Source organism: Legionellales bacterium (assembly GCA_026125385.1).
GTDB lineage: Bacteria > Pseudomonadota > Gammaproteobacteria > JAHCLG01 > JAHCLG01 > JAHCLG01.
On the sequence record JAHCLG010000008.1, the window covers coordinates 86,805 to 102,016 of the forward strand.

The 15,212-nt window shown below is 40.1% G+C and carries 18 protein-coding genes; 6 read left to right on the plus strand and 12 right to left on the minus strand.

Going from position 1 to position 15,212, the window contains the following annotated elements; all coding sequences use genetic code 11:
• Positions 1-7: 7 nt before the first annotated feature.
• Positions 8-487 (minus strand): RNA pyrophosphohydrolase, encoded by a 480-nt coding sequence (locus KIT27_04880; protein MCW5588981.1) that lies wholly within the window; start codon positions 485-487, stop codon positions 8-10.
• A gap of 162 nt (positions 488-649) precedes the next feature.
• On the opposite strand from KIT27_04880, the gene KIT27_04885 reads away from it, so the two are divergent.
• From KIT27_04885 to ubiA, 3 genes are read left to right on the plus strand one after another with little or no spacing between them, the layout of a single operon-like run.
• Positions 650-1,636 (plus strand): iron ABC transporter permease, encoded by a 987-nt coding sequence (locus KIT27_04885; protein ID MCW5588982.1) that lies wholly within the window; start codon positions 650-652, stop codon positions 1,634-1,636.
• A complete protein-coding gene (locus KIT27_04890) occupies positions 1,633-2,391 on the plus strand; it encodes an ABC transporter ATP-binding protein (GenBank protein MCW5588983.1) in 759 nt (252 codons plus the stop codon). Before KIT27_04885 ends, KIT27_04890 begins: the two co-directional genes overlap by 4 nt.
• A 4-nt stretch (positions 2,392-2,395) precedes the next feature.
• Positions 2,396-3,241 (plus strand): 4-hydroxybenzoate octaprenyltransferase, encoded by an 846-nt coding sequence (ubiA, locus tag KIT27_04895; protein ID MCW5588984.1) that lies wholly within the window; start codon positions 2,396-2,398, stop codon positions 3,239-3,241.
• Here the strand turns inward: ubiA and KIT27_04900 are convergent.
• Positions 3,238-4,620, minus strand: a complete 1,383-nt coding sequence (locus tag KIT27_04900) for an amino acid permease (protein ID MCW5588985.1) — start codon at positions 4,618-4,620, stop codon at positions 3,238-3,240. The genes ubiA and KIT27_04900 overlap by 4 nt on opposite strands.
• 103 nt (positions 4,621-4,723) lie before the next feature.
• Here KIT27_04900 and dapB point away from each other — a divergent pair, with 103 nt between their 5' ends.
• A complete protein-coding gene (gene dapB / locus KIT27_04905; protein ID MCW5588986.1) occupies positions 4,724-5,458 on the plus strand; it encodes a 4-hydroxy-tetrahydrodipicolinate reductase in 735 nt (244 codons plus the stop codon).
• A 213-nt stretch (positions 5,459-5,671) separates the two neighbouring features.
• Positions 5,672-5,953, plus strand: a complete 282-nt coding sequence (locus tag KIT27_04910; protein MCW5588987.1) for a hypothetical protein — start codon at positions 5,672-5,674, stop codon at positions 5,951-5,953.
• A gap of 46 nt (positions 5,954-5,999) precedes the next feature.
• Here KIT27_04910 and KIT27_04915 read toward each other — a convergent pair whose 3' ends face one another.
• The 10 genes from KIT27_04915 to KIT27_04960 all read right to left on the minus strand — a co-directional run bounded on the left by KIT27_04915 (position 6,000) and on the right by KIT27_04960 (position 14,278).
• Positions 6,000-7,043, minus strand: a complete 1,044-nt coding sequence (locus KIT27_04915; GenBank protein ID MCW5588988.1) for an NAD(P)-dependent alcohol dehydrogenase — start codon at positions 7,041-7,043, stop codon at positions 6,000-6,002.
• A 387-nt stretch (positions 7,044-7,430) separates the two neighbouring features.
• Positions 7,431-8,282, minus strand: coding sequence for a lysophospholipid acyltransferase family protein (locus tag KIT27_04920; protein ID MCW5588989.1), 852 nt, complete (start codon positions 8,280-8,282; stop codon positions 7,431-7,433).
• Positions 8,279-9,544 carry a 3-oxoacyl-ACP synthase gene (locus KIT27_04925; GenBank protein ID MCW5588990.1) on the minus strand — a complete coding sequence of 422 codons (1,266 nt, stop codon included), beginning with the start codon at positions 9,542-9,544 and terminating at the stop codon, positions 8,279-8,281. The genes KIT27_04920 and KIT27_04925 overlap by 4 nt, the downstream gene beginning before the upstream one ends.
• 3 nt (positions 9,545-9,547) lie before the next feature.
• Positions 9,548-10,846: a beta-ketoacyl-[acyl-carrier-protein] synthase family protein gene (locus KIT27_04930; GenBank protein MCW5588991.1), complete on the minus strand. Its 1,299-nt coding sequence runs from the start codon at positions 10,844-10,846 to the stop codon at positions 9,548-9,550.
• A 2-nt stretch (positions 10,847-10,848) separates the two neighbouring features.
• Positions 10,849-11,745 carry a hydroxymyristoyl-ACP dehydratase gene (locus KIT27_04935; protein MCW5588992.1) on the minus strand — a complete coding sequence of 299 codons (897 nt, stop codon included), beginning with the start codon at positions 11,743-11,745 and terminating at the stop codon, positions 10,849-10,851.
• A complete protein-coding gene (locus tag KIT27_04940; protein ID MCW5588993.1) occupies positions 11,745-12,134 on the minus strand; it encodes an acyl carrier protein in 390 nt (129 codons plus the stop codon). Before KIT27_04940 ends, KIT27_04935 begins: the two co-directional genes overlap by 1 nt.
• A 19-nt stretch (positions 12,135-12,153) precedes the next feature.
• Positions 12,154-12,903 carry a 3-oxoacyl-ACP reductase FabG gene (locus tag KIT27_04945; protein MCW5588994.1) on the minus strand — a complete coding sequence of 250 codons (750 nt, stop codon included), beginning with the start codon at positions 12,901-12,903 and terminating at the stop codon, positions 12,154-12,156.
• Between the two features lie 3 nt (positions 12,904-12,906).
• Positions 12,907-13,662, minus strand: a complete 756-nt coding sequence (gene fabL / locus KIT27_04950; GenBank protein ID MCW5588995.1) for an enoyl-[acyl-carrier-protein] reductase FabL — start codon at positions 13,660-13,662, stop codon at positions 12,907-12,909.
• A gap of 189 nt (positions 13,663-13,851) precedes the next feature.
• Complete coding sequence (locus tag KIT27_04955) at positions 13,852-13,998, minus strand: hypothetical protein (GenBank protein MCW5588996.1); 147 nt, start codon at positions 13,996-13,998, stop codon at positions 13,852-13,854.
• Positions 13,991-14,278, minus strand: a complete 288-nt coding sequence (locus tag KIT27_04960; protein ID MCW5588997.1) for a hypothetical protein — start codon at positions 14,276-14,278, stop codon at positions 13,991-13,993. The genes KIT27_04955 and KIT27_04960 overlap by 8 nt, the downstream gene beginning before the upstream one ends.
• Positions 14,279-14,367: 89 nt before the next feature.
• Here KIT27_04960 and KIT27_04965 point away from each other — a divergent pair.
• On the plus strand, positions 14,368-15,212 hold an 845-nt coding region (locus tag KIT27_04965; protein ID MCW5588998.1), incomplete at its 3' end, for a class I SAM-dependent methyltransferase.

Genomic DNA, 15,212 nt, shown 5'->3' on the forward strand with positions numbered 1-15,212 from the left:
CCTGGCCCTATCGATAAATTACGGGTGAAAATTCTTCTAACACTTGGCGGTAAACTTCACGTTTAAATTTAATAACGTGATTGACGGGGTACCAATATTTTACCCAACGCCAACTATCAAACTCGGGTGAATCGTTTAAATCTAAACGGAGTTTTTGATCGCTGGTAATTAAGCGTAGTAAAAACCATCGTTGTTTTTGTCCGATACATAAGGGCTTGTGATAATGTCTTAACATGTGCTGAGGAATACGATAATAATGCCAATCGGCAGAACTGGCGAGAATATCCACATCATTGGGCTCTAAACCAATTTCTTCAGCGAGTTCGCGATACAAGGTATCTTCGAACGATTCGCCCTCATGCATTCCACCTTGAGGAAATTGCCAGGCATCTTGTCCAATACGACGTGCCCAAAATAAACGACGACGTTTATCGCTTAACACAATCCCTATATTTGCTCGAAATCCCTCTTCATCGATGATTGCCATGCTTAAAACTATCAATTAGCGCTAGATAGGCTCATTGTTCCATAAAAAAATCAGACACGCAAAAAAATTATTTAATGCTTAACCATGAGGAGAAAAACTTGATTTCGTTTCTGAATTTACGAGTGGTATATTATCCCTAACCGTATTCTAAGCCTATCCAACATGACTAACTATTCATATTCACCTCAAAAACTAACTGGGCTATTGCTGATTGGCAGCTTACTCAGTTGCGCGAGTTTGCTCAATGCGCTGGTCAATGGCGATGTTTATTTATCCTGGCAAGAAATAATCACTGCGTTAATTTCTCCAAAACCGAGTTTAGCTCACACCATTATTTGGCAATTGCGTTTACCCACCGCACTCAGCGCATTTTGCGTAGGAGGGTTATTAGCGTTATGCGGCGCATTATTGCAAATTATTTTAAGTAATCCACTCGCCGATCCCTATATTCTTGGTATTTCCAGTGGCGCTGCTTGTGGTGTGCTTATTAGTATCTTATTCGATTTATCCCTAGCCACCATGCACTGTTTAGGCTGGTGCGGGGCAATGATCACGCTAGCGATTATTTTACTGTTTAATCGCAAGCAGTGGCATAGCCAACGCTTATTATTATGTGGAGTGATCATGGCAAGTGGCTTAAGTGCTGTGGTGAGTTTTATGTTGAGCATTAGCCAACAACACCAAACTGAAAGCATGTTATTTTGGTTGTTAGGCAGAATTGATCAAACTCACATTCCGTATTTTTCCTTAAGCATTTTATGTTTGAGTTTGATCTTAACCTTTATTCTGGCTGAACCTTTGAACATTTTACAACGGGGTGAATGGACGGCACGCAGTTTAGGCATGAACGCCACACTGTTCTATTATTTTTTAATAATACTCTGTGCTATTTTAACCACGACTGCCACACTCTTAGCAGGCCCAATTGGCTTTATCGGTTTAATTATTCCACATTTATTAAGATTACTGGGCCTGCGTAATTATCGTTTATTATTACCTGGCTGCGTCTTGGGAGGCGGGAGCTTTTTATGTTTTGCTAACACTTTTTCTCAAACTATCTTATCGCCCCAACAAATTCCCGTGGGAGTTGTTACTGCACTCATCGGCGTTCCCTTATTTTTAATTTTATTGCTGCGGAAAATTCCATGATTACGCTCGAATTAAATCATTTAACTATTTTTCGTCAAAAAAAAATGATTTGTCAAAATTTAAATATCACTATGCGAGCACCAGAGCGTTGGGCAATTTTGGGTTGTAATGGCAGTGGTAAAACATCGCTACTATTAAGTTTAGCGAATTTATTAAAATATCAAGGCGATATTACCTTTAATCATCGTAATAGTAGTGATTATTCACAACAAGAATTCGCCCAATTGTTTGCTATATTATTCCAAGATCAACCGCGAGAATTTCCGCTCACTGTCGGTGAATTTATTGCCCAATCGCGCTTTCCTTATCACACGCTTTGGCAAGCATTAACAAGACAGGATCAACATATTCTTGAGACTATCATCCATGAATTGGATTTAGAGAAATTAATTCATCGCAATATTCAAACGTTATCGGGTGGAGAATTTCAGCGCGTGGCCATTGCCGCCACTCTGGCACAAACCACGCCTATTATCGCGTTAGATGAAATCTGTAATCATCTCGATTTTCATCATCAGCATTTTATTTTAACTTATTTGCTCCAACGTTGCGCTGATAAATTAATTATTATGAGCCTGCACGATCTTTATCAAGTTTCGCGCTATTGCACACATGCGTTATTATTATATGATGATTATTCTTATGAGGCTGGCGCTCTCGAAAATGTGTTAACCGCTGAGAATTTATCGCGCTTATACCATCATCCTTTAAAAAAACTCAACGTCGATAATCAAACTTTTTGGATCAGTGAGTAAAACTATGTTCAATCGCTTCTACTATTACGCGCAACTCATCCGCCTCGATAAACCCATTGGCATTTTATTATTATTATGGCCAACGCTGGCGGCATTATGGCTAGCCACACCAAGCACACCCTCCTTGAAATTGATCCTAATTTTTTCACTGGGAGTTATATTCACTCGCTCTGCGGGGTGCGCTATCAATGACTATGCTGATCGTAATATCGATCGCCACGTCTCGCGTACTCAAATGCGCCCTCTCGCTGCGAAGTTAATTCAGCCGCGCGAAGCACTGTTTATATTTATAGGACTCTTAATACTCTCTCTATTACTCGTCGTCATGTTAAATAGCTTATGTTTTATCATCGCCGTGATTGCGGCACCGTTAATAATCCTTTACCCTTTTTGTAAACGTTATACTTATTTACCACAATTTGTCTTAGGGGTTGTTTTTAATTTAGGTATTTTAATGGCGTTTGCCAGTGTGCAAAATACTCTAACCTTGACGGCATGGCTATTTTATAATGCAGGATTAATGTGGACAATTGCCTACGATACCATTTATGCCCTCAGCGATAAAATAGAAGATGAAAAAATTGGCGTAAAATCTACCGCTATTTTATTTGGATCTTATGATCAAATCATCATTGGTATTCTACAAGGAATATTTTTAATTTTACTGTTGATAATAGGTTATCTTCAGTCACTAAAACTCATTTATTACGGTGGTTTAATTATCATTGGATTATTATTTGTTTATCAACAGCGTTTAATTGCAAAACGAAAACCTGAAAGTTATCACCAAGCATTTTTAAATAATCATTGGATAGGTTTAGTACTATGGTTAAGTATAGCGCTGAATTAATTTTTTTTGCGGCGAAATAAAGCCAGTGGCAATAAAATCATGATGATTAATGAAATAATAATAATTTCATCATAGCGCGCTAAACTACCTACATTTAAAGTGTCTGGTGGAAAAAATCCTAGGGCAATGGTTAATAGGCAAGTAAAAATACCTAATGTACTAATCAAGGTGTGTGTCCATTTACCCCCGGGTATTTGAAAAGAGGGTTTGAGATCAGGGCGTAGAAATTTAATGTAAATTCCTGTCGCAAACATTAGCAAATACATCACCATATATAATTGCGCAGCTAATGCGGTTAACAGCCAATAGGAGGCATTGACTCCTGGCAGTAATAAAAAAACCATCGTGAACAAGGTGGTGATCACTGCTTGAGAAATTAATAAGGAAGTCGGCGCACCATAGCGATTTTCTTTGGCAAGCCACTGCGGTAAATGATTATCCTTCGCCGCGACTAACAAGCCTTTGCACGGAGCCATAATCCAATTACTCACACTACCCATCCCACCTAAAATTAACATCGCAGCGACACAGGGCACTAACCACGCCGCATGATACGCCACAAAAAAATCTTCGAAGGCTTCAATTAAACCGGCCACTAAACTGATTTGATTTTTGGGAATAACCATCGCGATGGCTAACGAACCTAACGTCAGCGTTGAAATTAAAATTAACGTGGAAATAAAGAGTGCTTTAGGATAATCGCGCTGTGGATTTTCCACTTCTTGCGCATAAACCGTGGTAATTTCCATGCCACAAAACGCCAATATTATTCCAGTTAGCGCAACTACCACACCCGATTGCGAAAAATCGGGTAACATGGTGTGATAATTTAAGGTAACTTGTAACGGTTTACCCAAAATTAACCAACTTAACCCTAGGCCAATAATTAATAGCATGGGTAAAATTAATCCAAAAATACCACACCATTCGCTAAATTTTGCCGATAAACGCATACCAAATAAATTTAAAATTGTCGCACCCCAAAATGCCAACAAAACAATGGTGATAATAAAATAGCGGTTATCTGCTAGATGGGGATTGATTAAATATGCCAGCGTGCCAGCAATGAACGATAAAATTGTCGGGTACCAAATGACATTTTCAATCCATTGAAACCATATCGCTAAAAATCCAGCGCGATCGCCAAAGGCAGTTTTTACCCAAATATAAACCCCACCTTGTTTAGGCAAGGCGGTAGATAATTCTGCTGAAATTAATGCTGTGGGAATTAAAAATAAAATGGCGGCAATAAGAAAATAAGCAATGATTTGACTGCCAAACAAAGAGGCTGCGGGCAAATTCCGTACGCTATCGACAGAGGTTACCGTGATCATTACTAAACTAAAAACACTTAATACTCTTTTTTTAGCGATGCTCATGTTTGCTTTTTGAAACAATAACCAGTATGGTTGAAAATAGTTTCTTACTATAGAATAAGCATTTTAGTTTAGCAAATATTTTGTGGTTATACTGGGAGAGGATATTGCGGTGAAAAAAATTATTGTCAATGGTGCCAAGGGTCGCATGGGAAAAATCACCTGCGACACAATAGAAAAACACTCAGAATTTAATCTCGTTGCCAAGGCAGAACAAGGTGATGATTTAGCTCAATTAATTAAACAACATCACGCCGATATCGTCGTTGATTTTACTCAACCCAAAGCGGTATTTAATAATATTAATATTATTTTGGATGAAGGTGCATCTCCCGTAGTTGGCACCAGCGGCTTATTGCCCCCACAAATCGCAACACTTCAAGCTCGTTGCCAGCAATTACAACGTGGTGCCATCATTGCACCCAATTTTTCGTTAGGTGCCATTTTAATGATGAAATACGCGCAAGACGCGGCGAAATATTTTCGTTATGCCGAAATTATCGAATTACATCATGAAAATAAATTAGATGCGCCTTCTGGTACGGCGATTAAAACAGCAGAACTCATGGCACCTGCTTTAGGGACAATTCCCCATCACCCCGATACCCAAGAAACCATAGTTGGTGCGCGCGGCGCTTTATATGAAACCATTCCTATTCACTCGGTGCGTTTGCCGGGGCTGGTTGCTCATCAAGAAGTGATATTCGGTGGGCGCAGTGAAACACTGACCATCAAACACGACTCCATCGGACGCGAAGCCTTCATGCCGGGTGTGATCCTCGCTTGCCTAAAAGTCACCGAATTAAGCGAGTTGGTTTATGGCTTAGAAAACCTTTTGTAAATGGATTGTAAACAGATCGTAAACTAATATTATCTAAACATTTTTTTTTCTAGTTTTTAATGATTTTTTACGAGTAGATCTATTCAAACCCTATAAGCTCTGCTAAGCTTCCGCGTACCTAGGTTCGATTGAACTAATCAACGAGCCACAACTCGATTCTGATGTTGCAATAAACCTAGTTTTTTCGTTCATCAATTTAATGAGGATTTGAACATGTCTATTAAAAAAGCTTTGTTAATTGCGGCAATTTCCGCTCCTTTATGCTTATTAGGCGTTGCTAGCGCTGCTACTGATGCTGCTAATGCTCCTGCTGGTGCACAAGCTGCTGCTCAACAAACAGTTGCTACTAATGCAAAACATCATGCTAAGCATCATGCTAATAAAGATCATAAAAAATCTAAGCATCACAGCAAAAAAGAAAAAGCTGCTAAAAAAGATGCGGACAATAAAGCTGCAGACAACCAAGACAACGCTGCTGCTCCTGCCGCAGAATAAGCTTGTTGCTAATAAAAAAGAGCCAGTTTTACTGGCTCTTTTTTTTTCATAAGGATTTCATATCAATCACAAAACGATATTTCACATCACTTTTTAAAATACGATCAAATGCATGATTAATTTGATCGATATTAATCATTTCAATTTCAGGCAGAATATTGTGTTGAGCACAATAATCTAACATTTCTTGGGTTTCGCGGATCCCACCGATTAATGAACCTGCCATTTGGCGACGGGTAAAAATTAATGGCATTAACGAGACATTTTGGGGTTGCTCCGGCACACCGACAAATACCAAACTCCCTTCCAATGTTAACGCATTCAAATACGGACTTATTTCATGCGTTGCTGAAACGGTATCTAAAATAAAATCCAGTGAATTTGCGGCTTTTGCCATTTGTGAGCGGTCATTCGAAAGAATGACATGATGTGCGCCTAATTCCATCGCATCGTTTGCTTTGTCGGAACTGCGCGTAAATAAAGTCACTTCGGCACCCATGCTGTGGGCAAGTTTAATCGCCATGTGACCTAAGCCACCTAAACCCACCACGCCCACTTTGCTGCCTTTACCCACATTCCAACGACGTAAAGGAGAATAGGTGGTGATCCCGGCACATAATAAAGGAGCCACATGACTTAATGATAAATTATCAGCAATTTTCAATACGAATTCTTCGCGCACCACGATATTATTGGAATATCCACCTTGAGTCAGAGTATTGGTAGCCGCTTCTTTCGAGCCATATGTCATGGTCATACCTTTTTCGCAATATTGTTCTAAATGCTCATGGCAATAATGGCACTGCTGACAAGAATCGACCATGCAACCCACGCCAACGTGATCGCCTACTTTAAATTTATGGACTCGCGATCCCACCTTCACAACTTTACCAACAATTTCATGGCCTGGCACCATGGGATAAAGTGACATTCCCCATTCATTGCGAGCCATGTGAATATCGGAATGACAGACGCCGCAATGAGTAATTTCAATTAGCACGTCATTATCGCGGACATCGCGACGGGTGAAACTAAACGGTTGTAATGGACTTTTAGCATTTTGCGCAGCATAACCTTTGCATTCGATCATGATAATATCTCCTGTCAATGAGCGGTTGATTATTTTAGGTCAGTGTGTCAATTCGTCGTGAGAGCGAGTCAACCTAAGGATTTGATTATAGATCCATCTAAAATGAAGCGGTAACTTATTTTTTAATCTTTCATGAGCGGTACGAGCAAAGCTCGTGTTCGCTCATCGCATCTTGAAGGGCATTGAGTATATACCCAACGCACTTCAAGATGCGGCTGATGTCAAAATTTAGGGTTAGAAGTTTTCACTGATTGTCGAAGTGAGTTATCCTAATAAACACCTATTTTTCCTCTTTTTTTGCGAAAGCTTAGCGAACGCACTTATTACCTAACGCCTGCGATTTAATCTCCGACTCCCCTGCATCTTCATTGGCGAGCTATAGTACTATTAAACGTCACCTTTCCAACGACGATGTAACCACAGCCATTGTTCAGGATGAGCTAAAATCATTTTTTCAAGGGTTTGATTATATAACAACGTATTTTGATAAATTTCTTCCGTATCAGTTTGTGCTTGTTGCCAAATTAATTTAGGCAAAAATTCTAATACGTGTTGCCCGTGCTTATCGCGATAAGTCAATGCAGGAACAACGGGAGCTTGGGTATGTTTGGCCAGCATGGCCAGCGAACGAAATGTTCCTGCTTTTTCACCAAAAAATTCTACCATAATTCCATCTTTGGATTTGATACTGGCGTGTTGATCGAGAATAAATACTACGGCGTCTTCCCGATCGAGCGCATCACACACTTGCATCAAGGAATTTTTTTTAGGAATAACATTCAGGCCTGCTTGATAATAGCGACGAAATAATATTTTTTCGATCCATTTTGCACCCAGTGTTTTACGAATAAAATGAAAACGATGTTGATATTGGGTAAAGTTTAAAATACCCGCAATGGGGGATAACTCCCAGTTACCAAAATGTCCCGATAAAATTAGCAGCCCTTTTCCTTCTGCGGCCGCGTTTAAAATATGATCTAAGCCTTCAATACGTGCCAGTGTTTTTATTGTTGCTAAGGATTGAAAGCGCATTTTAATATTTTCATAGACTGATCGAGCTAGATGAGAATAAAAACACTGTGCTAATTTTTTTATGTCAGCTTCACTAAGTTCATCGGAAAATACCCGACGCAAATTAGCGAAAATAATTTTTCGCCGGTATGGCATGAGATAATAAAAAATTTTTCCGCTCAAGGTCGGAGTGATAGTTTGCAAATACGTTCGAATAGAATAAGTCATGATGCCGTAATAATTAAACTAGAGGCAATACCACCAAATCCTCGAGCAATGATCATAGCAGTATTGGCATGCACTGGCTGGTGTTGCGTGCTGAGGTTTAAATTCGCACATTCTTTGGCAACACGCGTTAATGTTGCTATCGCTGGCACGCAAGATTCTTGTAACGCTTTTATGGAAAAAATAGTATCTAAGATTCCCGCACTGGCTAGCGTGTGTCCGCATGACCATTTAAATCCGGTGACAGGAGTCGGCTTATTGTCAAATACCGCGTGAATGGCTTTGGCTTCACTATTATCTGATTGCGGTGTGCCATTGGCATGTGCTGTGATCATCCCAATATCATGGCTGGTGAGTTTCGCGTGTTTTAATGCAACTTCGAGACTCCGTTTTACCGCATCCCCATTATCGCCAATGGCAAATACGCCAGAAGCTTCTGTGGCAGTAGCAGCCGCTAATACCGAACCATAAATTTTAGCATGGCGTTGTTGCGCGCTGATTTTTGACTCTAATAAAATCGCAGCGCCTGCTTCTGCTAAGACAGTGCCATTATGGCGTTCGTCGAAAGAATAAATGCCTTCTGCTGATAAAATACCCATAGAACCATAATAGAGATTACCTTGCGGTTCTGCCGCGCAATCGTAGGCGACGACTAATGCCCGATCAATTTGCCCTTGTTGAATTGCATGCATGGCTTCGGCCAGAGCTTGTGATCCTGAGACGGCATGATTAGTAATATTTTGATTGGGTCCTTTAAATTGATGTTGCATGCCGACATAAGCTAAGACATTATTAGGTAAAATTTTTAAGAGCCACATTGGATGAATTTCTTCAAATAATTTTTTACCAAATTCTTGCAAATTATTTTTAGCATGTGCGAGCAATGGCATGAAATCGTATTGTTGATAAAATTTATTGCCAGGTGATCCTACATAAATTCCGCTACGATCGTTAAAATCTGTCGCATCAGTTAAACTATTGCGATAGTCAATTAGACCACTGTGTTCAATCGCTTGATTAGCCGCATAAATGCCTAATACATCTTGTTTAGAAATTAATTTTAATAATTTACGATCGGCAATTAATTGTTGAGGCTTAGCATTTTTTATTTCGCCAGCTAACCGATACGGCGTATCGCCTAATTCCCACTGGGTAATTTCAGCAATACCCGATTCACCCGCAATAATCGCATTCCACATCGTTTCGACATCGTGACCTGTAGCCCCGATGGCACCATAACCCGTAATAACCACTTCATTTTGCATAACTTATTCCCCTTGCCATTCAGGGTGTTTGAAAACCACACAGCTATTCGAGCCGCCAAAACCAAATGAATCCGATAATGCGACGCGGATCGCGCGATCGCGCACGCCTTCGCGCACAAAATCCAAATCGCATTCTGGATCGGGTGTGGTTAAATTGCGGGTAGCTGGAATTTTACTGTGATAAATGGCTAATGCCGAAAACGCCGCTTCAATACTGCCGGCCGCAGCAATTAAATGTCCCGTTTGCGATTTCGTGGAACTCACTGCGATCGATTTCGCACGCGAACCAAATACTGCTTGAATCGCATTGGATTCAGATAAATCATTCATTTTAGTGGAGGTGCCGTGAGCATTAATATAATCTACGTGTTGAGGTTCAACGTTGGCATCTTGTAACGCGCTTTGTAAGGCTTGAATGGCGCCATCGCCAGAAGGGTGGGAATCGGTAATACGATAAGCGCTGAGTGAATTGCCTTCTCCTGCTAATTCTGCATAAATCGTAGCACCGCGTTGCTGCGCACGTTGATAGTTTTCGACAATTAAAAATGCGGCACCTTCGCCCAAGACAAAACCATTGCGTGTTAAATCAAACGGACGTGATGCGGTTTCTGGGGTATCGTTGTAGGTGGATAATGCGCCTAATAAACAAAAACTCGCGACACCAATCGGATTAATCATCGAATCAAATCCACCTACCAACATGCGATCAGCATCACCGCGCCGCAATGCTTGCAACGCTAAGCCTAATGCTTGGCCTCCTGATGCGCAGGCAGTATGAACAGAATTGGTGTAACCGCGAATATTAAACTGTTGTAATAATAAACTCAAACCGCTATTAGAAAGTGTTTTAGCAAATTCGCGTACATTTAAAAAATCGCGTGCGGAATTATCCATAAGTCTAGTGTTAACTGAACCATCTTCAGCAAAACGTTGTTGGAAGCGTTGCCAATAGTCAAATTCGGCGGTCATCATGCCGCTCCCCACCACACATCCCCAGCGTTCGGCGTTTTGATCGGTGGGACGAATGCCGGCATCGGCAAAGGCTTGTGTTGCCGCCGCGAAAGCGAATCTCACAAAATTGGTGCTTTGACGCAGGAATTTATGATCAGGTAAATACTCTTTTATATTAAATTGTTTTACTTCCGCCGCAATATGAGTGGGAAATTCACTGGCATCGAAGGATTGTAATTGGCTAATACCACTTTTTCCCAATAATAAATTTTTCCACGTTGATTGCGTATCGTTACCGAGAGGAGAAACAATTCCAATGCCGGTAATAACAAATTTATTGGAGTGGGTCATAATCACCTCGCTGGTGAAGGAGTGCGTTGAAATTCAATTTCTGAAACACACACACGTTTTTCGTGAAGTTCACAATGAAAGCGGAAAACACAATGTGATTCGGTTTGTTCTTTTAATTCCATACGCGCAAGAAGCTGATCGCCAGGTTGCACGAATTCTTTCATTTTGATCCGACGAATTTTGCTCGGGAAATAGGTCTGAGCATTTTCTTCGTCCATTAAATTAGCAATAAAATCACGTGCCAGATTGACTTGGCATTGTAATAATACACTTAAAGGTAACACGGGTTTACGCGGAAAATGATCGACAAAATACGGCGCAAGACCATTTACTTTTTTGATGGCGGTAACAGACTGACCTTTATTCCACTCGACAATACTATCAAAGTGGATTGGGAAAATCGTCGGTGGAATTAAATTAGGATTTGCGGTGTGAGAAATAAATTCAATCGACTCAGTAGGACGATAAATTTTTTGATATTGCGCCGTTAAGGTTTCGTGATCGATGAATTGTTCTGCGGGTAAAAAAGGCCCTAAGGCATGATGCAATTTTAAAATGGCGTGGTCTTTCACGCTAGCAACACTGTGATAGTGAATCACGTTTTCATCAACACTATCGATAACACTTTCTAATAAAATACTGTCACCCAGCGCGGCTTGACCCAAAATTTCGACTTCACCCACTACCCCCGCCACAGGACGTCGCTGAAATTGATAATAGGCGATAACATTCCACGCCGCGAGTTGACCTAATGCTTCACCAACGATGCAAGACATTAATTCATAATTACCTGCTGCGGTTTTTTCTAGGTAAATATCGTCCGCGGTCACGTGTTTAATGCCGCGGATTTCTTGTGCGGGAATGGATTTTAAAATTTGATCAACAAATAAAAAATTCATTACTGTGCTTGCGCTTTTAAAACAACTTTACAAAAAGTTTCCACCGTGAATAAACGGGGAATATTATTCACTTTCAATCCGGTTTTAATGCGATCGGCGGGCACCTCGGTTAAATACGAGCGCAACGCTGCTAAGCCCGCATCGGTAACAACACCATTTTTTTCAAATTCTTCATCGCTTAAATTACCACGCACTTCTTTTTCGATTTGTCCACGGGGAATTTTGACTTTGAATTCACGTTCTAAACGAAAGACTAAATCTAAAAAATCAATCGATTCCGCATCGAGATCGTCAATTAAACTGCTGGTTAATTTTATATCGTCTTCATCGATAGCTAATACATCGGCTAAAATTTCTTTTACTTTTGGAAATACATCGTTTAATTCCATCGGGTTGCCTCTCCTATTCTTAACCCATTTTAAATCCGCCATCCACATGCAAAATTTCACCTGTGATGTAATTTGCATAAGGTGACGCTAAAAATACCACAGCGTGAGCAATATCATCGACTTGCCCATACCGATTTAATAAAATATGTTCGAGCACTTGGTTGCCCGCCAGATCACGCACCGATTCGCTCATGGAAGTTTCAATCACTCCAGGTGCCACCGCATTGACCGTGATATTACGTTTTGCCAATTCTACCGCAAGTGATTTAGTAAATGCATTAATTGCGCCTTTACTTGCGGCATAATTTGTTTGCCCACGCCCACCTTTTTCCGCGGCGACTGAACTAATATTAATAATTTTTCCACTGCGTTTTCGCATCATATGAGGTACCACTGCTTGTGTTACTTGCAGGGTACCGATTAAATTAGTATCAATCACCGCTTTGATATCGTCGATTGGCAGCGCTGCGAATAAACCATCGCGAATGATACCACTATTATTAACTAAAATATCAATTTTATCGGTTTTTTGCAGGATTTCATCGATAGCGGCTTGAACTTGTTGCGGGTTGGTAATATCGACCGCGTAACCCTGTACTTGCTGCGGATACTGCTCCATCAATTCTTGTGCTAACATTTGGCTCGACTGATAAAAAAAATGAACTTGCGCCGATAACCTCGCAAAATGTTCAACGATGGCTCGACCAATGCCTTTCGCGCCACCCGTAATTAAAATTACTTTATCTTGAAAAAGCGTTGTCTCAAACATTGTTCATCCTATGATGGAATAGCCAGCATCCACAAATATGGTTTGTCCACGGATCATGGCGGCTTCTGGTAAACATAATAAATAAATGGTATCAGCCACATCTTCTGGTGTTAATTGGCGTCCCGCTAGTGAACGTTCAGCAAATTGTTTTAATAATAATTCGCGATTGGGAAAATGTTTTAAGGCATCAGTGTCGACAACGCCCGCCGAAACCGTATTAATCGCAATGTCATCGGGCGCAAGTTCGATACTAAGCGCTCGCACCATCGATTCTAATGCCGCTTTTGACGCGCCAATAAACGCATATTCAGGAATTGCGCGAATCGCACCTAAGCTTGATAAAGCAATGACTCGCGAACCTCGCGGCATCATAGCTTTGGCGTGTTGCAAAATTAATACTAAGGCAAATGCATTGGTATCCATGCACCAGTGCCAGTGCTTTAATTTCATTTTCATCGCCGAGCGTAATACGCCACTGGCTGCATTGTTAATCAGAAAATCAATGTGATCAAAGTGTTGTTTAATGGTAGCAAACATGTCGCTCACAGAATCTGCATCCGCCACATTGCCAGAAACGGCTAGTGCTTTCACGCCAAACTGTTCTGCTTCCACGCATAAGGTTTCTGCCTCATCGGAGCTATTAAAATAATTGATGATGACATGACAACCTGCCATGGCCAATTTGCGCACGGTAGCTTTACCAATACCCCGCGCACCGCCTGTGATTAAGGCTACTTTATCGTTTAAATTTTTGGTCATGCTAAATCCACGAGTTTCAATCAAGCGTGAGAGTATATCACACTGCTTACTCAAAATTTTGCGAACTTAAACTTTTTTTGGGGGTTTGTCAATTAGTAGTTTAGGACTTAGTTATAAAAACATCATCGATCTTGGTATCTATAAATTCTCGCCATTCAGGATGTTTATCATTCAACTCATCCTATCTTTTTATCGACATAACTGGCGATCGACACAAAGCTTGATAAGCCATGAAACATCATCCATCAATCTTGTTTCTGCTAGCACTTCTTCTATAGTTTGATAATAACGCGGTTGTCCTTCAAAACACCCTGTAATACTGTTTTGCTTATTCATTGAGTTTTGCCAGTAATTCAAGCTGATGTATTGCTGTGCTAGTGGATTTATTCCCTAGTTGTTTAATTCTCTCGGTGATTTTTAGGAGAGTATTTTCGATGGTTTCAGGCGAAATAATGTGAGATATTAATCGTTGCTGTGCCATTAAATTAGCCATTACAATAAATCCTGATGCTTCATAGAGATGCGAGATAGGGTAACAATCATATTCACCGAAAATTCCTGTGATGACTTCAGTAGACTTCGTTTTTGTAACCCAGTATATTAAATTGAAACTCATCCTCTTGTCACCGTTTATCGCTAAGCATTAGGGTGCAAAAAAAGGGTCGTTATTATGGATTTCGCTATTATTAAATTCTTGAGGGAATAATGTTTGCTGCTGAAGAGTATATGTATGGTGGCGATGAGGTTCGTTTGGATGAACTCCATAAACAACCAAACCTAGACAGCCTTGAAAATTACTGCTTGTTATTAATTTCTATATTATATTTTAATAAAAAACTTAAAATTGTCGAATTTGGCTCTGGTCATGGACACTTTGCACTGAAAGCATGCCAATTCTTTTCATATAAAAATCAATTTACCTATCATGGATTTGATCAGGATCATACTAGTGTAGCATCGGCAAATCGTAAACTGGAAAAATTTAATAATGCGAGCACATCAATAAAAATAATTTCAGAAAAAACGCTACCACAATTAGAAGATTTCTCAGACATATTTTTTTTGCAATTTTTTCTAGAGCACTTACCTAAAGTCTTAATTGTTCCATTTTTATCAACGTTGAGAGATAAACTTAAGCCAAATGGCAAAATTATTTGTATTGAACCTATCATAAGTAAAGTAGAATGCTTACCGCGTATAAATCATGATGAAGACGCATCCGCTTTAGCTTTTTTAAGCAAGTGGAAACTCATACACAAAAACGATAATTGTGATCATGATATTGGCAATAGAATGGCTGAATATGCAAAAATGAGCAAACTAAGTATAGTAGGTCAAAAATCGTCAGCTATTATTCTCTCAGGTCAAGCTGCATCTGACTTTTTATTACGTGAGTTTAATGATCTTAATGGCAACTATAAATCATCTTTTTCCGAGGTTTCAACTGAAAAATTAAAACATTTTAATGGAACAATAAGGATCCCTATTACTTGTTCAGTTTTGGAGGAAGCTCAGCAATCTCCCTCGACATCACGATTAGCTTGTCGATT